General features: G+C 57.2%; 18 protein-coding genes and 3 pseudogenes. 9 read left to right on the forward strand and 12 right to left on the reverse strand.

Annotated elements, in window-relative coordinates; genetic code table 11:
* Positions 1-431: 431 nt before the first annotated feature.
* The 3 genes from ACM6IT_RS04300 to ACM6IT_RS04310 form a co-directional block, all read right to left on the reverse strand.
* Complete coding sequence (locus ACM6IT_RS04300; RefSeq protein WP_056725143.1) at positions 432-881, reverse strand: hypothetical protein; 450 nt, start codon at positions 879-881, stop codon at positions 432-434.
* Positions 882-1,056: 175 nt separating this feature from the next.
* Positions 1,057-1,761 (reverse strand): MarC family protein, encoded by a 705-nt coding sequence (locus ACM6IT_RS04305; RefSeq protein WP_223542444.1) that lies wholly within the window; start codon positions 1,759-1,761, stop codon positions 1,057-1,059.
* 211 nt (positions 1,762-1,972) lie between these two features.
* Positions 1,973-2,362 (reverse strand): MerR family transcriptional regulator, encoded by a 390-nt coding sequence (locus tag ACM6IT_RS04310; protein ID WP_414912894.1) that lies wholly within the window; start codon positions 2,360-2,362, stop codon positions 1,973-1,975.
* Positions 2,363-2,436: 74 nt separating this feature from the next.
* On the opposite strand from ACM6IT_RS04310, the gene ACM6IT_RS04315 reads away from it, so the two are divergent.
* The gene (locus ACM6IT_RS04315; RefSeq protein ID WP_414917596.1) at positions 2,437-3,516 is read left to right on the forward strand and encodes an SDR family oxidoreductase; all 1,080 of its coding nucleotides are present in this window, start codon (positions 2,437-2,439) and stop codon (positions 3,514-3,516) included.
* Positions 3,517-3,685: 169 nt separating this feature from the next.
* Positions 3,686-4,585 carry a DMT family transporter gene (locus tag ACM6IT_RS04320; protein WP_056725150.1) on the forward strand — a complete coding sequence of 300 codons (900 nt, stop codon included), beginning with the start codon at positions 3,686-3,688 and terminating at the stop codon, positions 4,583-4,585.
* A 150-nt stretch (positions 4,586-4,735) separates the two neighbouring features.
* Here ACM6IT_RS04320 and ACM6IT_RS04325 read toward each other — a convergent pair.
* The 4 genes and pseudogenes from ACM6IT_RS04325 to ACM6IT_RS04340 all read right to left on the reverse strand — a co-directional run.
* Positions 4,736-5,010: pseudogene (locus ACM6IT_RS04325) on the reverse strand (IS66 family transposase zinc-finger binding domain-containing protein); the annotation flags it as partial.
* A 60-nt stretch (positions 5,011-5,070) separates the two neighbouring features.
* Positions 5,071-5,556: an ester cyclase gene (locus ACM6IT_RS04330; protein ID WP_414912892.1), complete on the reverse strand. Its 486-nt coding sequence runs from the start codon at positions 5,554-5,556 to the stop codon at positions 5,071-5,073.
* A 69-nt stretch (positions 5,557-5,625) separates the two neighbouring features.
* The gene (locus ACM6IT_RS04335; protein WP_414912891.1) at positions 5,626-6,351 is read right to left on the reverse strand and encodes a cache domain-containing protein; all 726 of its coding nucleotides are present in this window, start codon (positions 6,349-6,351) and stop codon (positions 5,626-5,628) included.
* On the reverse strand, positions 6,348-7,103 hold the full coding sequence (locus ACM6IT_RS04340; RefSeq protein WP_414912890.1) for a FadR/GntR family transcriptional regulator: 756 nt from the start codon (positions 7,101-7,103) through the stop codon (positions 6,348-6,350). Before ACM6IT_RS04340 ends, ACM6IT_RS04335 begins: the two co-directional genes overlap by 4 nt.
* 245 nt (positions 7,104-7,348) lie before the next feature.
* Between ACM6IT_RS04340 and ACM6IT_RS04345 the strand changes: the two genes are divergently transcribed.
* Positions 7,349-8,842 carry an aldehyde dehydrogenase gene (locus tag ACM6IT_RS04345; RefSeq protein WP_414917597.1) on the forward strand — a complete coding sequence of 498 codons (1,494 nt, stop codon included), beginning with the start codon at positions 7,349-7,351 and terminating at the stop codon, positions 8,840-8,842.
* Positions 8,843-8,897: 55 nt separating this feature from the next.
* On the forward strand, positions 8,898-10,376 hold the full coding sequence (locus tag ACM6IT_RS04350) for an APC family permease (RefSeq protein ID WP_414912888.1): 1,479 nt from the start codon (positions 8,898-8,900) through the stop codon (positions 10,374-10,376).
* 181 nt (positions 10,377-10,557) lie between these two features.
* Here the strand turns inward: ACM6IT_RS04350 and ACM6IT_RS04355 are convergent.
* The 3 genes and pseudogenes from ACM6IT_RS04355 to ACM6IT_RS04365 all read right to left on the reverse strand — a co-directional run.
* Positions 10,558-10,736: pseudogene (locus ACM6IT_RS04355) on the reverse strand (transposase domain-containing protein); the annotation flags it as partial.
* Positions 10,700-10,978 (reverse strand): annotated as a pseudogene (locus ACM6IT_RS04360) (helix-turn-helix domain-containing protein); the annotation flags it as partial. The pseudogenes ACM6IT_RS04355 and ACM6IT_RS04360, both read right to left, overlap by 37 nt.
* A 25-nt stretch (positions 10,979-11,003) precedes the next feature.
* A complete protein-coding gene (locus ACM6IT_RS04365; RefSeq protein ID WP_223542446.1) occupies positions 11,004-11,342 on the reverse strand; it encodes a hypothetical protein in 339 nt (112 codons plus the stop codon).
* 371 nt (positions 11,343-11,713) lie between these two features.
* On the opposite strand from ACM6IT_RS04365, the gene ACM6IT_RS04370 reads away from it, so the two are divergent.
* Together ACM6IT_RS04370 and ACM6IT_RS04375 are read left to right on the forward strand one after the other, a co-directional pair.
* Entirely contained in the window at positions 11,714-13,489 is a 1,776-nt protein-coding gene (locus ACM6IT_RS04370; RefSeq protein WP_414917598.1) for an S-type pyocin domain-containing protein, read from the forward strand.
* The gene (locus tag ACM6IT_RS04375; protein WP_056725156.1) at positions 13,486-13,758 is read left to right on the forward strand and encodes a hypothetical protein; all 273 of its coding nucleotides are present in this window, start codon (positions 13,486-13,488) and stop codon (positions 13,756-13,758) included. Before ACM6IT_RS04370 ends, ACM6IT_RS04375 begins: the two co-directional genes overlap by 4 nt.
* A gap of 256 nt (positions 13,759-14,014) precedes the next feature.
* Here the strand turns inward: ACM6IT_RS04375 and ACM6IT_RS04380 are convergent, their stop codons facing one another.
* Entirely contained in the window at positions 14,015-14,287 is a 273-nt protein-coding gene (locus tag ACM6IT_RS04380; RefSeq protein WP_056725158.1) for a hypothetical protein, read from the reverse strand.
* Between the two features lie 296 nt (positions 14,288-14,583).
* On the opposite strand from ACM6IT_RS04380, the gene ACM6IT_RS04385 reads away from it, so the two are divergent.
* The 3 genes from ACM6IT_RS04385 (at position 14,584) to ACM6IT_RS04395 (ending at position 17,451) form a co-directional block, all read left to right on the forward strand.
* Positions 14,584-15,942, forward strand: coding sequence for an MATE family efflux transporter (locus tag ACM6IT_RS04385; protein ID WP_056725160.1), 1,359 nt, complete (start codon positions 14,584-14,586; stop codon positions 15,940-15,942).
* Positions 15,943-16,090: 148 nt separating this feature from the next.
* Entirely contained in the window at positions 16,091-16,795 is a 705-nt protein-coding gene (locus ACM6IT_RS04390) for a phosphoribosyltransferase (protein WP_056725162.1), read from the forward strand.
* 86 nt (positions 16,796-16,881) lie between these two features.
* Positions 16,882-17,451 (forward strand): YceI family protein, encoded by a 570-nt coding sequence (locus ACM6IT_RS04395; RefSeq protein ID WP_056725163.1) that lies wholly within the window; start codon positions 16,882-16,884, stop codon positions 17,449-17,451.
* Positions 17,452-17,660: 209 nt separating this feature from the next.
* Here ACM6IT_RS04395 and ACM6IT_RS04400 read toward each other — a convergent pair whose 3' ends face one another.
* Entirely contained in the window at positions 17,661-21,050 is a 3,390-nt protein-coding gene (locus ACM6IT_RS04400; RefSeq protein WP_414917599.1) for an Ig-like domain-containing protein, read from the reverse strand.
* Positions 21,051-21,085 lie beyond the last annotated feature (35 nt).

The following is a 21,085-nucleotide window of genomic DNA, read 5'->3' on the forward strand; positions in this document are numbered from 1 at the left end:
GTCATCGGAGACAATGAACAGGATGTTCGTCTTGTCCGTCTGGGCGGCTTGGGCAACCCCATTCAATGACAAAAGTGCAGCAAACACGATAGAAAGCCTAAAACGATCCGACAGCTTTTCCATACCAATATTCCTTGTTTTTTCATGGTGTCAGCAACCGGGTGATGAGTGCACCTCAATATTGTCCTTTGGTGCATTGACCATCGAGTAATTAGCCTAGGTACTGCATACAGAATCATTTCCTACTTTTTGCATGACTACGCACGGATTAAGGCCCACGTCAGAGTCTAGTGCGGATTCGGAAGTTGAACGTGGCAACTGCGATTTTTTAGAGGGCCATGTCACAACTATTATTTGATCGCGCAGTCGGGCCGCCCATGCCTAATGGTATTCAGCCTAAAGTTCTCGACTCACCAATCACTGTGGCCGTTTCAGCGAGTTGCTTGCGCAATATCGCCGCAGAAAATATCGCTATTGCCATCCTCGGGTGCCGTACGTACGACGATGGAGTACGTGCCGGCAAGCAGGTCTTTCATGGCTATGGGCGCGCTTCGGTAGAAGGTCCAACCGTTGGTTCCAGCGGTGCTTTTGGTATTGACCTTATCGTTCATGGCGAAGGCGACAGCCCCGGGTTGTTGGCAGCTACCTTTATGGATGAACGTGTACAGGCGAGGGGGCAGCAGGGTTCCGGTTGGAACGCCTGTGATGTCGAAGTCAAAATTGGTTTGATTGCCGACACTGGTCAACGTGGTGCTGGCGATCTGGCCAGGATTATTGTGGGTAGCCGCCAAAGGAAGGTTCATCGAATGGTTCGATGAACTGCTGCAGCCGAAGAGACTTGCCATGATCAGTAGCGCTGGCAGGGCAGTACTGGGTTTCATTGACACCTCCAATAGTGGAAGAAGTGCATAGGGGAATATTGGGTATAGCTCATTAATACGCTATGGTTTGCTTGAAAAAGTCAGTCTTTATCAACTAAGCAGTGCGAGTTCATGGCGGGGGGTATTTCACTCATATCGATCGGATCGGCATACAGCTGAAATAAAATCAAAAGCCCTACTTTGTTACCCCGTTGAGCAGGACTCCGTACGACTGGAGAAACTCCACCGTGCCGTGGAAGATCAGGCCCACGCCCATTGCCGAAACGAAGAAGCCGACAATGCGTGTCGCCGCGTCAATGCCTTGCGGACCAATCTTTTTGAGGATGTCATTGGCGTAAGCCAGAGACAGGTAGGTGGTAAACATGGTGGCGAAGATCGCCAATGCTACTACCGCGAAGGACAGTATGGCGCGGTCGGAATCCTTGATGGTACTGGTCAGGCCGATCACCGTGGCAATGGCGCCAGGGCCGAACATGATCGGCATGGCCATGGGAATGAAGGATACGTCCTGGTTACCCTTGCTACTGCCTGGAATCAGGCTGCTGTTTGGCGAGGGGGCGAAAAGCTCGAAGCCGATACGCATGAGGATCACCCCGCCGACCACCCGGATCATACTCAAGGGAACCTCGAACAGACGCAGCAGCAGGTTGCCGAAGATCAGAAAGAAAAACATCAGCGCCAGCGCATAAAGGCAGGCCTTGCGTGCCACCTGGCGCCGCTCGGCGGCGTCTTTGTCTTGCAGCAGGCCCAAGAATACCGGAATGGCCTCAAGTGGATTGATGATTGCCAAAAGGGTGGTGAACATGCCGAAGAACAGAGTGGCGTACGTGTTCATGGATGATCTGCCCAGAGCGTGGTTTACCAAGTCACCATAGCTCATCAGTAGCAATTCGCCTCAAGTCATTGCCGCAGAAAATCAGGGGGCGGGAATGACGGTTTATACAGAAGCGTGAAAAATTGAAATGGAGGCAGGACCGAGCGATAGGTGGTGCTGATCATGCTCAATGGAAAACCCACTAATAGAAAATGCGTAAGCGATGGGCTTGAAACTGGAGGCAGGCTGCTGCTTCCGTTTCCCAGATGCTGACAGTTCAGTTGGAAGAGTTGCTCAGTTGCTGAAGCTCAAGTTGCTTGGCAGCACTGGCTTCGAGGGTTGCACGCTCTTCATCCAGATACCGATAAATGCTTTGGAAGTTGGCGATTTTCTGTTTGATTTCTGCCATCTTCTTTTCAATTAGCTTCGCGCCGTCAGCACAATCGATCAGTTTGTTCCGCTGCGCATCCAGAATCTCGCCTATTTCCCCCAGGGAAAACCCCATGCTTTGCGCGCGCTGGATAAAGTCCAGATCCTGCAGAGTTTGCACTGTGTAAACGCGATAGTTGTTAGTTTGCCGCAGCGGTGAGATCAGGCCGATTTGCTCGTAGTAACGGAGCGTATGGCGGCTGGCGCCGCTGCGGGCCTCGAGTTCGCCGATTTTCATTAAAACACCGCTTGACTATAGAGTTGGGTCGATAGTTTACGCTTGATTTTTCACCTTAAACAAGGAGCAGGGAAATGAGCGTGGAGTGCTTTGTCACGGGGGGTACCGGCTTCGTCGGTCAACATTTGGTGGCGTGCCTGAGTGCAAAAGGTCACACCATTCGGGTGTTGATGCGTCGCCCAGAGCGACTAGCTGCACTGCGCGAGCAAGTCGATAATTTGGGAGGGTGCGCAACCCGGGTATTTGCCGTAGCTGGCGATCTGGAACGGGACAACCTCGGGCTGAGTCTTGCTGACCGAGAAGTGCTAAGGCACGCCAGAGTCATATTCCACCTGGGCGCCCACTTCGCATGGGGGCTTTCAGTGGAGCATTCTCGTGCGGTGAATGTGGAAGGGGCAAAGCGCGTGGCGCTGTTGGCGGCTGAGCAAAAAAGCCGTTTAGTGATGATCGGCGGCTACATGCTGAAAAATCATGAACATCTGCAACGCATCGGAATTGATCCTCGTCATCCGCAGTTGACGAATTGGCCTGCCGTCTACCGACATGTCGGTGGTTACGAGGGAAGCAAGCTGGAGGCGCATTTTGCGACCCTGGAGGTCATGGCCGCCAAGGGCGGGGAGATTACCGTTGTCCACCCTGCGACTGTCTGTGGTCATAGCCGCACGGGGCATATCCTTGACGGTCAGCCGCTGGTGGAGCTGATACGCAACCTTGTGCAGGGAAAGCTGACTGCAGTGCCCGGTACCGCCGAGCACTGGCTGCCACTGGTCACCGTGGATTACCTGGTTGAACTGGTGGCAGTTTGTGCTTTTGATCCGGCCATGGTGGACCAGGAACTGCTGGCGCTGGATGACCAAACTCCAAACTTGCGAGAACTCCTGATACAGGTGGCACACCCTTTGGGCTTAAAGTCTCCCAAGCATCACATTTCACTCCGATTGCTGAAGTTGCTACTGAGTATTCCTCCCGTCGCGTGGTTTTTGAATACAAAACCCGAAGCCTTGGACTTTATCCAGACCACTCGTTTTGATACAGCGGCGGTCGAGCAATTTGCCAACAGACATGGAATAGCCAAACCGGATATACGTCAGTCTTTGCAGCACACTGCAACGTTCGTCAACTCATATTGCATAGGCAAGGGCCAGACCCTCTGACTTCTCCCTTGGCGGCGATAAGAAGGCGAATAGCATCCTACTGGGCGGTCCAGTGCTTATGCCACAATAAATACTGGGGTTGGTGGGATCTTCGTATCTTCAAACTTTGCGCCGTCGATACAGGGCGGCATTCTATCGAACGACACTTCAGCGACAGGGATCGTCATCCATGCAATCTACTTTCAGCAAAGGCGTCATATTTGCACTCTCCGCTGCGGCACTGAACGCAACGATCGGTGTACTCAGCAAAATACTCATGAGTAATGGTTTTACCGCTAGCAGTGTCGCTGTCATCAAGACCGTACTGGGTTGCGTGCTTCTCTCGATCCTGTTGTTTTTCCTCAAGCGCCCGGCGGCGTCGACCAAATGGACTCAGGCGGCTATCTGCGCATTCCTTGGCATCTTTGTGCTGTTCCATTTCGAAACGTCCGCCTATCGACACTACGCTGCGGCAGGTGTGGTGGTGGTGCTGATGGCCAGTGCCTCAATTTCCTCGATCATTCTGGGGCGTATTTTCCTCAAGGATGCCATCACCGCGAACGCTACCGTTGGTGCTGCACTGGCTATCGCCGGGATCTCGGTGATCTTCGGCGGCGACCTGCAGCAGGGCTTTACCCTGCAAGGTGCTGCACTCGCCTCCATGGCCGGCTCCGGCTATGGGGCCTTTTCGGTTGCCATGAAGCGTATGGGAGTGTCGGGGGGGCTGCACTTCACCCGACAATTGTTGTTCTTTGGCAGCCTGTACTTGCTGATGCCGGCTGCGGCCGATGGTTTCGCGATGGGCGAGCTGTCGCCGCTGGCGATCGCCGCGCTGCTGGCGCTGGCCACGCTGCCGACAATCCTGGGCTTCTTCTGCACCACCAAGGCCATCGAGTATCTCAAGCCATCCCAAGTGCAGGCGTTGGAGCTGACCGAGCCACTGTTCGCCGCGCTGCTGGCGTTTGTGGCGCTCAACGAAATACCGCGCGAAAGCCTGTACGCGGGAGCGGCACTGATCATCGTCGGCCTGTGTTTCTCCAATGAACTAATCCGCTTGGGTAGCAAAGCATCCGTCCCTTCGACCGAGTGAGCAATTTTCGGATCCTGATTACTTTAGCAATCAGTGGTTTTTAAGTGTTTTGAGCGACCGACCGCTTCTGGCCGATTTCTGCCTGTCGCGAAAGGTTGAATCCACAATCCAAAGCGGACCGTCACATTTCACCGGAATAAGCGGCGTGTTGTCAGCCATGACCAAAGCGGTTTCACAGCAATGGTAGGCGTAGACCCTGTGCGCATGTTTGATCACGCAAACTTGCATCGGAACGATCTTGAGCAGCTCGCTGATTTCCTCTTCAACGCTGTGTTTACGGCAACCGCAGGCACAGGACCACCGGTGATCTGGCAGTTCGAGAATGACTTGGATCACGGAAGGTCGGTGGGTAAAGGTTTGCGTTTGCCTTTCGCAACCACTACCTCCTCTTCAACCATATAGTCGACATTGCTCAAGGGAAGCATCCCGATATGTCGAAAAACGAGCCCGTTCGATGGGCTCGTTTCTTGTAGCCAGTGTTTGAACTACCAACCCAGCTGCTTGTTGAACGACAGCGCATCATAATAGTCATGCTGCATCGCGATCTTGCCATCCTTCAGCCGAATGAAGCTGATGCCCTTGAAAGACAACGGCTTGTTGGTTGCTGGCGTTTCAGGTGCCCAGGCGCCGGTGTTCTTCCCATCGAACTGCCACTCGAAGGCGATGTTGTCGCCTTCGATGATGGGCTGGCCAACCATTTGCCATTTCAAGTCAGGCACTGCATCGATAAAGAGCTTGATGACCTCGACCCTGGCAGTTTCCCGGCCGACTTTAGGCACCCCTACGGACGCGTCCAGGAACTCCCCGTTCTCGGCAAAATACTGTGCTGCCGCATCGGGATCGTGTTTGTTCCAGGCGCTCATGTAGGCGGTGATAACGTCCAGGGTCTTCTCTTTGTCCGCTGCAACCGAGAACTGGGCAAACAAGAGAAAGACAAGAATGCTGACGAGATGGGCGGATATCCGGTGCATGGTATTTCCTCTTCGTTTTTTGCTGTTGTTGGAGGTGCGGAAATCAGTTTTGCCCGGGCATGCAACGGCCTATCGCGGGGCAGGCAATTCAACCAGCGACCAATCGATCGATAGCGGCTTGAGTTTGTGCACCTTGGCGGCGGCAGGACGACTGGCCATGTTGCCGACGAACCAGTTCGCTGAATTGGCCGCGACGATGCGGCCTTCGCCGTTGATGATGAAGGCTTCGTTCTTCATGCGCAGCAGGCAGCGGGTGAGCAACTGATCAAATTCGTGCAGGGCAATATCCGCCGCCGCGACGCCGACAAAATGCCCGCCGGCGAAGATCGGCACCGAGAAGGCCAGTATGTAGAGTTCGGTGCCGTAGAGGTCCACAAACGGACCCTCGACCGACGCTTGGCCCGTCAGCTTGGGGCGGGTGAACCAGGGCATGCTCTGGTAGTTGTAGAAGCTTTCGCTTTGGCGATTGAAGTTCAGCATCATCGGCGCGATTTTTCCGCGGACGGGGCGGTAGAACCATTCGAGGAACAGCTCTTGATCGGCGAGCTCGCCCGGTTCCAGCACCACACCGGTGCCATGGATGTACGTATCGTTTGTTGAGAGCCGCTCTTCGATGGTCGCCTGCAGGAATATCAGGTCTTTCGAGGTGGGTTTTCTGCCTTCAGTGGCAAGCGCGTCCCAGACCGTCACCACTTGTTCGGCCAGCATGTTGAGTTGCTCGAACACCTTGCTGAAAACCTCTTCCAGACGCTGGGTGCACTGGCGAAGGTCTTCGTTCTGTTCTGTCGTGATCATGACAATGCGTTCTCTTGCAGCCTGAGTAGTTCGAAGCGCAAATCCATCAGGCGCTTGATGCCTTCCTTGATATGGGCTTCTGTCAACGCGCTGGCCAGATTGGATTCGCCGGCCATCACGGCCTGCAGGATGGCCCGGTGCTCGGCAATGGCGGTGTTTTTCTGCCTGTCGCTCATGGCGATCCATTGCAGCTCGCCCATTTCGGACTGCAACCGCATTTCAGCGTGGGTCAAGCGCACCGATTGGGCCGCGACGGCGACTTCGATGTGAAATCGCGCATCGGCACGTCGCAACTCGCTGCGTGTGGTGGCGCCCTGCAGTGCCGTCACGAAATTTTCCAGCCTTTGGTGCTGGGCGCTGGAGGAGCGGCTGGCCGCCAGGCCAGCGGCGGTAGCCGAAATCGCGATCTGTTCGTCGCAGAGGTCGCGAAGTTCCAGCGAGCTCATGGCGCTCAACCTGGCCTTGAGAAAGTCATCGGAAACTTCCACGGGGGCGCAGACGAAACTGCCGCCATTTCTGCCGCGTTTTGTAGCGACAACGCCGCGCTGACGGAGGATCGCCAACGCGTCGCGCAACGTTACGGTGGCCACGCCGAAGCGTGTCGCCAGCTCGCTTTCGCTGGGCAATTGTTCGCCCTCGCCAATCAGGCCCAGCTCGATGACCTCGATCAGCCGGCGAGCCACTTCCTCGGGCTTGCCTTCCTGGCTGACCTGCAGCAGGGAAAGCCGGTTCACTTTATTCAGTTGAGTCATCCTATTCGTCGTAAAAAATATGGAACTAGGTTTCTTTTAGTCATATCCCGTCTGGCGCGCAACATGAAAGCGGTTTTTAGCCCGAGTTCGGCCGCGAGAATGTCGTGATTGGATAAAAACGACACATTATTTGGCAGCTTTTAAATCATAAGATATGGTTTCATATGTTTAATAAAAAGCCTGGCTCCGGGACCTGCCCGGAGCGCTGAAATGCACTGGCATCGACACAGAGGAATGGCACCGTCATGACGAATCCAACGCTTAGCACTTGGGAAGCACGCGCACAGGCACTGAAGATAGAAGGGCGCGCATTTATCGGCGGGGACTATACCCACGCCGTCGAGGGAGAAACGTTTGATTGTCTGAGCCCAATCGATGGCCGCCTGCTGACCAAGGTCGCAAGCTGCTCGGCCGCAGACGCTGATCGCGCCGTTGAAGTTGCTCGCGCTACGTTCGATTCGGGCGTCTGGTCGCGCATGGCGCCGGCGGACAGAAAGCAGGTTATGGTTCGTTTCGCCGCCTTGCTGGAAGCCAATGCCGATGAATTGGCGCTGCTGGAAACCCTGGACATGGGCAAGCCGATCAGCGATTCGCTGGCCGTCGACGTGCCGCAAGCGGCACAAGCGCTGAGCTGGAGCGGCGAGGCCATCGACAAGATCTACGACGAAGTGGCCGCCACCCCGCACGATCAACTGGGTCTGGTCACCCGCGAGCCGGTCGGTGTGGTCGCGGCTATCGTGCCGTGGAACTTCCCGCTGATGATGGCCTGCTGGAAACTGGGCCCGGCGCTGTCGACCGGTAACTCGGTGATCCTCAAACCGTCGGAAAAATCGCCACTGACCGCCATCCGCATCGCCCAACTGGCCATCGAGGCCGGCATTCCGGCCGGCGTGCTCAACGTGCTGCCAGGCTACGGCCACACCGTCGGCAAGGCCCTGGCCCTGCACATGGACGTCGACACCCTGGTGTTCACCGGATCGACCAAGATCGCCAAGCAGCTGCTGATCTACTCCGGTGAGTCGAACATGAAGCGCGTCTGGCTGGAAGCCGGTGGCAAGAGCCCGAACATCGTCTTCGCCGATGCCGCCGACCTGCAGGCCGCGGCCGAATCGGCGGCCGGTGCCATTGCGTTCAACCAGGGCGAAGTCTGCACCGCCGGCTCGCGCCTGCTGGTGGAGCGTTCGATCAAGGACAAGTTCCTGCCCCTGGTAGTCGAGGCCCTCAAGGGCTGGAAGCCGGGCAACCCGCTGGACCCGGACACCAACGTCGGTGCCCTGGTCGATACCCAGCAGATGAACACCGTGCTGTCTTACATCGAGTCCGGTCACAACGAGGGCGCCAAACTGCTGGTGGGCGGCAAGCGCACCCTGCAGGAAACCGGTGGCACCTACGTCGAGCCGACCATTTTCGACGGCGTCAGCAACGCCATGAAGATCGCCCAGGAAGAAATTTTCGGCCCGGTGCTGTCGGTGATCACCTTCGACACCATCGAAGAAGCCATCAATATCGCCAACGACACCCCGTACGGCCTGGCTGCAGCCGTCTGGACCGCCGACATCTCCAAGGCCCACCTGACCGCCAGGGCGCTGCGCGCCGGTAGCGTTTGGGTCAACCAGTACGATGGCGGCGACATGACCGCGCCGTTCGGTGGCTTTAAGCAATCGGGCAACGGCCGCGACAAGTCGCTGCATGCGTTCGACAAATACACCGAGCTCAAAGCCACTTGGATCAAGTTGTAAGTCAGCAAAGCCAAAACAATAACAGCCGACAGGACCTTGTCCTCAGGATAACAACATGAACAGTTCCGAATTCACTGCAGCGGACAGCGATGCCGCCCAGCTCAGGGCACTTGGCTATACGTCCAACTTCGAAAGAAGCATGAGCCTCTGGGAAAACTTTGCGCTGGGCTTCACCTACCTTTCGCCGGTCGTGGGCGTTTATACGCTCTTCGGCCTGTGCCTGGCTGCGGGCGGGCCGCCAATGTTCTGGTCGTACTTGCTGGTCGGCTTCGGGCAGATGTTGGTCTGCCTGATCTTCTGCGAAGTGGTTTCGCAGTTTCCGATTTCCGGGGGTGTCTACCCGTGGGCACGTCGCCTGGTGGGTAAGCGCTGGGCCTGGATGGTGGGCTGGATCTACTCCGTTTCGCTGTGCGTGACCATCGCCGCCGTAGCGCTGGGTGCCGGTCCTTACATTGCCGCGATGCTTGGCTTCGAACCCAGTCCGGTGACCAACACATTCGTCGCCCTGGCCCTGACGGTGATGGCGACCGTGCTAAACCTGAGCGGAACCAAGCTGCTGGCCAAAGTCGCCATGTTCGGTTTTATCTGCGAGTTGCTGGGCGCGATCGTGATCGGTGGTTACCTGTTGATATTCGAACGCCACCAGCCGTTTTCGGTGCTGTTCAATACTTTCGACATCAGCATCGATGGCAGTTACTGGCCAGCGTTCCTGACCGCGTCGCTGGCTGGCATGTTTCTCTATTATGGCTTTGAAGCGTGCGGCGATGTGGCTGAAGAAACGCCAAACCCGAGCAAGCGCATTCCCAAGGCCATGCGCATGACCATCTACATCGGTGGTGGCGCAGCGATCTTCGCCGCGTTGGCATTGATCCTGGCGGTTCCGGATATTGCCAAGGTGCTGTCGGGCGAAGACAAGGATCCGATGTCGACCATCATGGCCAATGCGTTCGGGCCGACCGGATGGCGCATCGTGACGGCGGTGATCACAGTCTCCTTCGTCTCCTGCGTCCTGAGCTTGCAGGCGGCGGCCAGTCGCTTGCTGTACTCCTTTGCCCGGGACGAAATGGTCATGGGCAGCAGCGTACTCAAGCGTCTTTCACCCAACACGCGTGTGCCCACTGCAGCGTTGATCACTTGTGGCGTGATCCCGGCGGCTATCGTTTGTGCAGGGTTCTACCTGGAGAACGCCATCGCAATCATCGTGAGCTTCGCGGCGATCGGTATTTATTTGTCGTTCCAGATGATCGTGGGTGGGGCGCTGTTCGCTCGAATTCGCGGTTGGAAGCCGGCAGGTCAGTTCACCCTGGGCGGTTGGGGCTGGATCGTGAACATCCTGGCGCTGATCTACGGCTTGCTCGCGATCGCCAATATGTCCTGGCCGCGTACGCCGGATGCCCCTTGGTACAGCAATTACGGCATTTTGCTCACCGCCGCAGTTGTCATTGTTTTTGGCTTGTTTTACATGGCCGTGTTCAAGCCGTATGACAAAGGTACTGCACCGTTTGCCGATGCATGGAAGCTGCACAGAAAGTAAAACGTAATGCTCCCAAGTGAATAGGCGATTCAATTGGGAGCGCACGCGATTTCGGGCGCGACACATGCCCCATGAAAACCTATCCCACAACGCGTATTTGGCACCTCCTCCGGATAGTGAAGGGCAACTATGGTGGCGTGAACCTCACCACTCCCGCGGGCCTTAGACGGACGATTCATCGTCAGCTGTTGCACCATCTGCAGGATGTCAGACCCGCATTATCACTCGCCCGTTGCGCCGACGGCGCGCGAGCACGCCCTTCAAGTAAGCATACGGACCATGTCCGTTGAGACGCGCAGATTGGATCAAACTCATGATCGCCGTTACCCGTTTGCCACTGCGCAGTGATCCTGCGAAGAGTCAGATCTGCAACAGCGGCGCTTCAAGGTAGTCGAAGGCAGCTCGCTAACTTGCTGGCGGTAGCTTTGTGAGAAGCGCCCCAGGTGCAAGAAGCCGTAGTCCAAAGCCAGTTCTGTGACGTTGGCCACATTGCAAGTGGGATCGGCGAGGCACGCGTGGGCGCATTCCAGTTTTCGCTGGTGAATATACTTACGCGGCGTCGTCAGAACGTGGCACTCGAACAGCGCGTAGAGTGACTCTGGCACACGCCAAGCCGGCATCATTCCCTCACCACAACCGTGCCTCTGCTTCGTCATATTTACTGGCGACTTTCAAAAAGGTTTCCGCCCACCCACTACTGAGACTGAGCTCTTGCAGCGGACCTGTTGGCGCAAAAAGTACAGCAAAGTGGGTTCTTGCGGGCAGCACTCCGCCTCTAAGTGAGTTGATCAATCCCTCCAGCTCTGCTTTTGCTTCATCGCTGTCAGCCCAAAAACACCAGCAGAAGTCATTCTCAGGAAGCGAAATCAATTCGAGGGATGCCTCCAGCACATGAATGAGGAGCTCAAGAGGGTTGTTGTGTTGAGTTGATCCGCGAACTAACTGCTTTGTACGGTTCATCTCCATAAGGCATCCAAACGTCAAACCGACGGAAAAAAGATAAAGCCTGGCGCGCTTCGCCAGGATCGGGCCTCAGAACAAGTAAACCACTTTTCTCGTCAGACAAAAAACGGGCACCTTTGATGCCCGTTTTCCTTTACTCAGAAGCCTGCGCCCGTAACCGCCGCCCAATCACATCTATCAAGTCACAACACATCGTGTAACGGAATGGCCAACTGTGAGGATTTTGCTGGAAGCCGCAGAGGTTGTTTGGGCCTAATGCTATTTTTCGCGCGATGCATACAGTAAATGTTGAAGTATTGAAATTGCTACGTTGTTGCGGCATAACTTTTGTTCTGTCTATTTAATGGAATTAATATTGTTGCATGGAGTGCTATATGCAAAAACCAGTTACTCATTATTCATCTTCAATAACGTCTGGGTCTCTGCCGGTTCAAGCTGCGCAAGCCTCAGTTTTTCCTTCAAGCTTCGATAGTATTTTGTTTTGGGATGGGAATGTCCCGGCGGTTACTACGCCGCATAGTATTGAGGGCGTCAAAAAAACCAGAAACGAATACCAACAATTAGTGGCGATATTTCTTTCGGCGCACGATCAGATAACGAATGTTTTTTCGGGTGGTGCACCGAATATTCGAGATTATCTAGAGAAGCGCATAGCCGCAGGCATTGACTCCCAAGAGTTAAATGCGCTGGAAGCTGCCTTAAAAAAGAAAGTGATCATCGTTGAACTTTTGCAAAGGGTCACAATGCACGGAAGTTGGCACGATGCAATATTGCATATTGGCGTGGACGCATTGTCGCTAGACAGAGAAACAATTGCCGAGTTTTTTGCAAGTGATGTGGAGTCAGAAAGAGATGATGAAGTACGACTAAGTTTTTATGAAGAATTCCTGTTGTCGCTAACTGCCGCCTACGTTAAACGAATCCTTATCGAGGCCGTTCGCATTTTGGAGGACGCTTCCGCAACTGCAGACGCTGAAATCCATCGCGCCTTGGCAAGGGGCGAAGTCGCCTACACCTACAGGTTGCCCATTGGTCATGGCGAAGAGGCAGGAACCGTGGCGGGTGCCATTGCCATCCATTTCGCCGACGGTTGGACCTTCGGGGCGCGAATCCAGGGAGGCATTAGGTTATTGGCAGGGTTGGGGGAAGCACTAATCAGTCGGGCCACTGCTGTTGGGATCGGAGCCTTGTTCTATTCACCTGCTCTTGCTAACGGCGAACGCTTTCCTCAAACAGCTCTCAAACTACCCGGTACCACTTTTTTACCAAAGCTGCCGTCAAACCTGAATGAAATCGCCGCTGCCGAAGGAACCATTGACCTTCCTTATCGGATTTATGGCGACCTTAACCAATACACACTCGTTGCAACCCCGGCTGGAGGGAGCGTCTCGGAAAAAGTGCCAGTACGAGCATTGGCATTCGATCCAACGACCAGCAGCTACAGTTTCACGTCAAACGATACACCGCCCATTATCCTCAGTTTTCCAATTATTCACTTGGGAAACGGTTCGACAACTTCGCCTGCCCGACCTGCGCAAGTACCGACTTACACTGGAGTTACGCTGTCGCCATTGCTTGTGCAGCCTGAAACCTTGCCCGCGGTCGAATTGCCTGATTTCAGGGATTGCATTTACTGCTTTCCGATTGAAAGCGGTCTACCGCCAATCTACGTTGTGTTTAATAGTCCTTATGAAGGAGCAACCACAAGGGGAAAATACAGCGGTCGACTTTTCAATCCCGCCAAAGCCGGGGGGCCAATACTCGATCTCGATTGGACAAGTGCTTCCGTGATCCAGGCGGGTATTGACCTGGTAAAATTACATACTGGACGCTTTGGTCCTTCGGACGCCAATGCCATTATGATTTTTCGCTTGAAAAAAATTCTGCTGGGTGAATTGGTAATCACAGATGCTGACAAACGCTTCTATACTCATGAACTCAGAGAGCTGGAACGTTTCAGAGCATTAGGTGTGGTTGACGGTGTAAACCCGAATGACGACGGTGTTATTTGGAACAATACTCACGCCGCGACGCTGGAAGACTACAAGCTAAAAGATGATTTTGAATTACTCTACACGCCCGAGGCTATAGAGGCAGACAACAAACAAACGGACAGAGAGTCCAAGCAAATTGGAGGAATAAAACGATGAACGTCATAAAAAACATCGTACTAAACGAGAAGCCTGAAGAGGTAATTCTATTTCTTACCAAAAATGAATTGGGCATCTCCTTTCCTCGGCTTGATGGCCTTTATAATCGGGCTAACTGGGCGCATGTGGAGAACAACATAGGGCTATTGAACCTTGTCAAGAAAATGTGTGATGCCGGTTTTATAAAAAATAATGGGTGCATAGTAGTGAGAGGACCCAACTGGAGAGAGCCGGCATTCATGCTCGAAGGCAAATATACCTTTGACTGACAGCACCAAGTACCTGAGCGCAGGTGCCAGAGAGCGGTGACCGTAGCCATCATTTCGTGGCCGTCCAGTTCCCTTGTCCAGTCGTTTAAATCATCGAAGGCTTCCCAGGTTGAGCCGCTGCCGCAGCGGCTCTTCTCTTTGTTACGAGCATATTGAGTATCTTCGCCTGATCGGTTTTTCGCAGCCTCGAATCAAGCTGAGGAGCAACCTCTTTCTGGAGTAGCAATAAAACGGGCGCGAGAGCACCCGTTTTTCTTTACTCCGCCGCCTGCGCCCGCAACCGCCGCCCAATCACATCCATCAAATCACACCCATCGCGCAACGGAATGACCAGCAGCTTGGCAAAGTCCTCCAGCACTACAGTGTCGCAACCGAGTTCAGATCGGTAGGCAATGTTTTCCAGCACCTGCGTGACCGTACGGATACGGTAATCCGCCATGGCTTGCAGGACGTCGAGTGGCGCTTGGGTGTCGATGAGCAGGGAAGCCGGAACCAGGTCGATTCCGGTGAGAGGCATATATCGATTCATTTTGAATGATCTCTTTTAGATGGGCTCAAGGCCGTCAGTCGGTCATTCTCTGTTGTCAGGTCGCCAAACCCGAATCGCCATTTGGGCGACAGCGCCGACTATAAGCCGCATAAGATCAGCGCGGGAAGGTGAGACATTCCGAGCTTTATGTAGGACCCGCGACGATGAAACTTCAGACCTTTCACCTCAGGTCGCTGGAAATATAAACACAGACCTGAGATGTTCACGGCCCCTTGGATTCAGCCACCCACGCTATCCTTACTCATTGCTCTCGCCGTCGAAATGGACCTTCCCGAATGCAAACCCCGAACCCCCAACGCCCCCTCTGGAAAACCTACCTGTTTTTCCTCGCCCCGATGGTCCTGTCGAACTTCCTGCAATCCATGTCCGGCACGGTCAACAGCATCTACATCGGCCAGATGCTCGGCACCCAGGCCCTGGCGGCGGTGTCGGGCATGTTCCCCATCGTGTTTTTCTTCATCGCCCTGGTGATCGGCCTCGGTGCGGGGGCGGGGGTGTTGATCGGGCAGGCGTGGGGGGCGCGGGAGACGCATCTGGTGAAGGCGATTGCCGGGGCGACCTTGTTGCTGGGGGTGTTGATCGGGTTGGTGGCGGCGGTGGTGGGGAGTGTATTTGCGCGGTCGGCGTTGGTGGGGTTGGGGACGCCGGCCGACGTGCTGGACGATGCGGTGGCGTATGCCCATGTGATGTTGTGGATCATGCCGTCGCTGTTGGTGTTTGTGTTGTTCACCCAGTTGCTGCGCGGGGTGAGCGATACCTTGTCGCCGTTGCTGGCGCTGGTGGTGTCCACCTGTGTCGGGCTGGCGCTGACGCCGGCGTTGATTCGCGGGTGGTTGGGTTTTGCGCCGATGGGGATTCAGAGTGCGGCGATTGCCGGGCTGGTGGGTAACCTGGTGGCGATGGGGCTGCTGGCGTGGCGCTTGCTTGGCAAGGGCCATCCGCTGGCGCCGGACCGTGAGTTCTTCGCGGCGATGAAGCTGGACATGGCGATTCTCGGCAAGGTGCTACGCATCGGTTTGCCCACCGGGTTGCAGATGGTGGTGTTGTCGCTGTCGGAGCTGGTGATTCTGGCGCTGGTGAACCAGCACGGGTCCCAGGCGACGGCGGCGTATGGCGCGGTGACGCAGATCGTCAATTACGTGCAGTTCCCGGCGCTGTCGATTGCGATCACGGCATCGATCCTTGGAGCGCAGGCGATTGGGGCGGGGCGCATTGAGCGTATCGGGCCGATTTTGAAGACTGGACTGATGATCAACGTGTGTTTGACCGGTGGCCTGGTGGTGCTCGGGTACTTGTTGTCGAGCTGGTTGCTGGCGTCGTTCCTCACCGAAGAGGCGACGCTCAACATGGCTGAGCACCTGTTGCACATCATGCTCTGGAGCCTGTTGGTGTTTGGTTTCCAGGCGATCATCGGCGGCATCATGCGCGCCAGCGGCACGGTGATGGTGCCGGTGGCGATTTCCATTGTGTGCGTGGTGGGTGTGCAGTTGCCGGCGGCGTATCTGCTGGATGCGAAGTTCGGGCTGCAAGGGGTGTGGATGGCGTTTCCGGTGGCGTATCTGGGAATGCTGGTGTTGCAGACGCTGTATTACAAACTGGTGTGGCAGCATCAGAAGATTGAGCGGTTGGTATAGGCGGGGTAAAGGAGCGGATAATGCTTTGGACCAGGTTTGTGGCGAGCGAGCTTGCTCGCGCTGCGTAGCCCAGCGGGAGCAAGCTCGCTCGCCACAAAAGGCAGGTATGGCTGAAGTTCGCAGGCGCAATCGCCTGGGGAGGTTTCAAATGAGCCCCTTGTCCCATTCCATCCTGCAAGACCGGCCGGCAGCCGGGCGGCGTTTGATTGAACCGTTGCTGCCTTACGCCAATCGTTCCGACGTCATCGTTCTGGCCTTGCCCCGTGGCGGCGTGCCGGTGGCTTATGAGGTGGCCACGGCGCTGAAGGTTCGCCTGGACCTGATGCTGGTGCGCAAGCTCGGCGTGCCGTCCCACCCGGAGTACGCCATGGGCGCGATTGCCAGCGGCGGTATCCAGATTCGTAATGAAGAAGCGCTGCGGGTGCATCCGATTGCCAAGGCTGCATTCGACGCCGTGGTCGAACGGGAAAGCCGCGAGCTATTGCGCCGCGAGCAGGTCTATCGGGGCAAGCGGCCGGCGGTGCAGCTCAAGGATCAGGTGGTGATCCTGATCGACGACGGCCTGGCCACCGGCGCCTCGATGATGGCGGCGATCCAGGCGCTGCGGGCGCAGGCGCCATCGCGCATCGTGGTGGCGGTGCCGGTGGCGCCGATCGAAACGGTGCAGGCGTTGCGCAGCGAGGTGGATGAGTTGATCTGCCCGCTGATGCCCGAGTGGTTCACCTCGATTGGCCATTGGTACATGGACTTTGCCCAGACCTCGGATGCCGAGGTGATCGACCTGTTGCACAGGGCATGGCAACGCGGGGAGTGCGGGGCAGGTGGTGGTAAATCAACGGGTGAGGTGGAATAAACGCCGGTTGTTTGCTTTAGTCCATCTGGTGCCACCCGACCTGTGCGGCACGCCAACTCAAGACGGGAACCCTCCCGGAGAGTGCCATGAATCTTCGATCCGCGCATTGCGTCGCTCTGGCCGGCATGTTGGTGTTCGGCCTGGTGCCGTTTGCGCAAGCCGTGGAGTACAAGGATGTGAACGCCAGGGCCAGCACCTTGAGCTTCACCTATGTGCAGATGGGGTCGAAAGCCTACGGCACCTTTGGTAAGTTCAAGGCCAAACTCGACTTCGATACCGATAACCCCGGCGCCGCCCATGCCGTGCTGACCATCGACCTGAAAAGCATCGATGCCGGCAGCAGCGACGCCAACACCGAGCTGCAAAAGCCGGCGTGGTTCGACACCGCGACTTATCCGGTGGCGACCTTCGAGTCGACCTCCATCAAGGCCCAGGGCAATAACCGCTACACCATCACCGGCACGCTTTCCCTGCGGGGGCTCACTCGGGAAGTGAGTGTACCGGTGCTGCTGAAATCGCAGAGCGCCATCGGTATCTTCGAGGGCCAACTGGTGCTCAAGCGTGACGACTTCAAGATAGGTGAGGGCGAGTGGGCGGACAGTGTGGTGTCCAACGAGATCAATATCCGCTTCCGGATGGTGGCGCCGCAGCGGTGAGTCGGGCCGAACGTTAACTTGCGGTCAACGACACTCCTGTTGTGGGAGATTCTATGTTGCCTGACACTGCGCCATCGCGAGCAGGCTCGCTCCCACATTTGATCTTTGGTGAATGCAAAATCTGAGTACGACGCCGATTCAATGGTGGGCGCTGTACAAAGAAAAACGCCCGATCCACATTGCATGGACCGGGCGTCGATCAAGCCGCTCTAGTTCGCCTTTATCGGCACCGTCACGGTTTTGCCGAAGGCCGACTTGATGGTTGCCGTCGCGCCAGGCGACGGGCCACTGCCGGCGGTGGTCACCGCTATGTTCCAGCGCGCGCCTGTGGCCGTAGGCGTCAGGACGGCGGCGCCAAGGTTCACCGTACCGGTGGTGGTCGTGGCCGTTGCCGTGATGGTATTGCCCGTGCCACGGGAAGTGGTGCCGGACAGGACCCAATACCAGCGGCTGTTGCTGCGGGCGGTGACGGTGGCGCTGGTGACGATCAGACTCTCGTTGATCGCTGCCGAGACTGCCACGGACACCGTCGCCGGTGCCGACTCCGCGTCCTTGGCATCGCTGGCCCTATAGGAAAAGGTCGCGGTGAACGGTGCGGGGATCGTGGCCGGTGGTGTGTAGGTCACGCGCAGGCCGTCGGTGCTGACCACGCCCTTGCCGGAGTCCGGTTGCTCCAGGCCCACCACTTTGAGCGGCACGTTCCCGTCAGGGTCGGTGTCGTTGGCCAGCACGTTGATGATCACCGGTTGGCCGGTGTTACTGATGGCGCTGTCGGGGTTAGCGACCGGTTTTTGGTTAGCGGCGTCCTCGACACGGGTATCGCCAGTGCGGAAGGTCGGCAGCGCGGCGGAGTTGACGTAGTTGACGCCGTCCCAGCCGGGCAGGGGGGTTGGCATCAACTGGAACTGGCCAGGGTTCTCGACATCCCAGCGCAGCAGCATGGAGGTGTCCTCGTGCTGGGTATTGTGGCAGTGCTCCATGTAGGTCCCGGCGAATTCCCGGAAGCGGATCGCCATTTCCACGTCCACCGAGCTGTCGATGCCCTCGCCGATGCGATAGACGTCCTTGCGCGCCCATTTTTCCCATTCCGGTGGGGCCTTGCCGTCGCGGTGGAGGACGATGCCTTCTTCGAAGTGCACGTGCACCGGGTGGTTCCAGCCGTTGCCGCCGTTCCTGATTTTCCACACTTCCAGGGTGCCGTCGCCGGAGAAGCCGGCAGCGGTCGGGCCATTGGCCAGTTGCGGAGCGGCGCTGATGATTCGGGGGTCCATCTGGTAGCCCAGACCGCCGTCGGTCTTGATGGTCCAGGGTTCGTCGTCGGTGCCGTCGGAGCGGCCAAAGGTGAACTCGCGATGCCGTGCCAGTTTCAGTCTGGCCTGCACCGTCGGGTCGTCACGGTTGAGGGTCAGCGGCAGCATGGTTTTACCCATCGGCTTGCCCGGTTTGGCGGGTTCGTAGTCGGCGGGGTTCATGCTCACGTCCTGGCCGGCATAAGGCTGGACTACCATCTGCAGGAACTTGCCCACCACCGGGTCGCCGGCGTCCCATTGCAGTCCGTTGCTACCGAGCTTGAGCACCGCCTTGTACTTGCCGGACAGGACATCGGCCAGGCTCAGCGGCAGACTTTCCGGACCCTTGCCGTCGTGGTGCTCCATCAGGTTGACGAAGTACAACTTGTCGCCGGTGCTGATCCCGTTTTTCGCGAAGTTGACGATGATGTCGTAACGCTCGGCGATGCCCATGGTGGGCAGAATGGCGTTGTGGTCCTGCAGGTCGCCGTCAGCGTCCAGGTCCATGCTGCCGTCGAACGGCACGGCGTGTTCCATTATGTTGCCGTCGTTGGCGATCATGTGGAACGGCACGCGGGTGTAGGACAGGCCGGAACCGACCGGGCCAGGATATTCGCCACCGGTGCCGACGACTTCACGCACCAGCGCGATCCTGAAGTAGCGCGACACCGAGCCATTGAGAATGCGGAAGCGATAGCTGCGTGCCCGCACGTTCAGGCGTGGCTGGTACTGCCAGTTGACCAGGAGTTGATCGCCGAGAAAGCCATCGGTGTTGAACGGGTTGAACCACAGCTGGCCATTGGCGTCCCAGGCCTTGTCGGCCAGCATCAGGTTGACGTCATAGTCGCGGTTGCCCCAGGGCAACGCCGAACCGCTGGGCAGGCGCAGGTTGACGCCGTCTTGCAGTGCTTCGTTGCCACGATCCATGGCGCTGTAGTAATTCATCATCACCGCGTTGCCCTTGTAGACGTTCTGCGCGGTGAAATCGAGCATGTGGTCGTGGAACCAATGAGTGCTCATGGTTTCGCGCCAGTCGCCACGGATCTTGATGCTGCCGTTGTTGCAGGTCTTGAGGCCCGGCGTGGCATCGTTGACATACAGGGTTTCACCGGGGGCGCAGGGGAACGCCGCGCGCGGATCCTGGGCGCTGGTGTTGATGGTGTCGTAACCGGCCAACTGGATCGGCCAGCGATAGTCGTAGTACTGCCCCGGAAAGAAAAACGCATTGGAATAGCCATCGCTTTCGGCCGGGGAGTGGCCATTGTGTTCATGGGTGCTGAGTGTGTGCAGGCCGAAACCCATGTTGGCTGACGGATCGATCGGCAGGGCGTTGTAGTGACGCATCAGCACCGGTTGGCCGTACCGCACCATCAGCAGTTTTGGCGGGAAGGTGCCGTCGAAGGTCCAGAGCGCCTTGTGGTTCTGAATCGGCATGTTGGGGTGAAAGCGGGTGTCGATGCCTTTGGTGGTGCCCGTTATGATCGGGGTGTCCGAGGTCTGGTTGTAGAGCCCGCCAGGCCCGAACTCACCGACGGCGTAGTTGTGCAACTGCCGGCGGTCGCGCATGCCGCCGTTGAGCTTGGCGCCCGCTTGAGTGGTCTTGAAGGCGACCTGTGGGTAGAACTCGTTCCAGCGCTGGTGCGACCAGCCTTTTCCTGGCGGACGACCTTCGGCTGGCGAGCCGACCGGATGGCGGTTGAGGAAGGCTTCGATCTGCGCTTTCCAGGGGTTGCGGTCCAGCACGTTGGAATACTGCGACGGAAACGGGTACAGCCCCGGCTGGCGCATGAAGGCTTCCAGCGCCGCGGCCGAAGGGCCGCTGCGGGCGATGTTGTTCGGGTCCTGGGTGGGCGCCGGGCCGACGATCGGCACCGGGAAGGTCAGGGTGGGCGGCGGCAGTGTCGGGTCGAGTTTTTCCGTACCGAACTCTTCGAACAGCAGCAGTTGCTGAGTGTACGGCTGGGCCCCGAACAATGGGCTGGGTTTGCCATTGGTGGGGATTTTGAAGGATGTCTGCAGGGCTGGCGGCAGCACGTTGTCGGTCGTTGGCGTGGTGCGGGTGCCGTACATACCATTGGGCAGGGCATAGGAGCCCTGGTTGGTGGGAGACATGGTCTCTATGGCATCCAGCGCGGCCTGGGGGTCGGTCGGCGGGTTGGTATACGCCGAAGGATCTGTTGGCGGCGGCGGGCTGACATCGTCAAGCGGCGCGGCGTTGACGGTGCCGAGGCTGAAGTTGATCAGCATCACAGCGGCGATGCCCGGTTTGCTGAGAAAGCCGAGCGGTTTGAGGTCAGGCATTTTTTTCATGTTGTTCCCCTCGGGGGCGCGCCGGTGTGGCTGAT

It is taken from the genome of Pseudomonas sp. IT-P4, assembly GCF_949767755.1.
In the GTDB taxonomy this organism is placed as follows: Bacteria; Pseudomonadota; Gammaproteobacteria; order Pseudomonadales; family Pseudomonadaceae; genus Aquipseudomonas; species Aquipseudomonas monachiensis.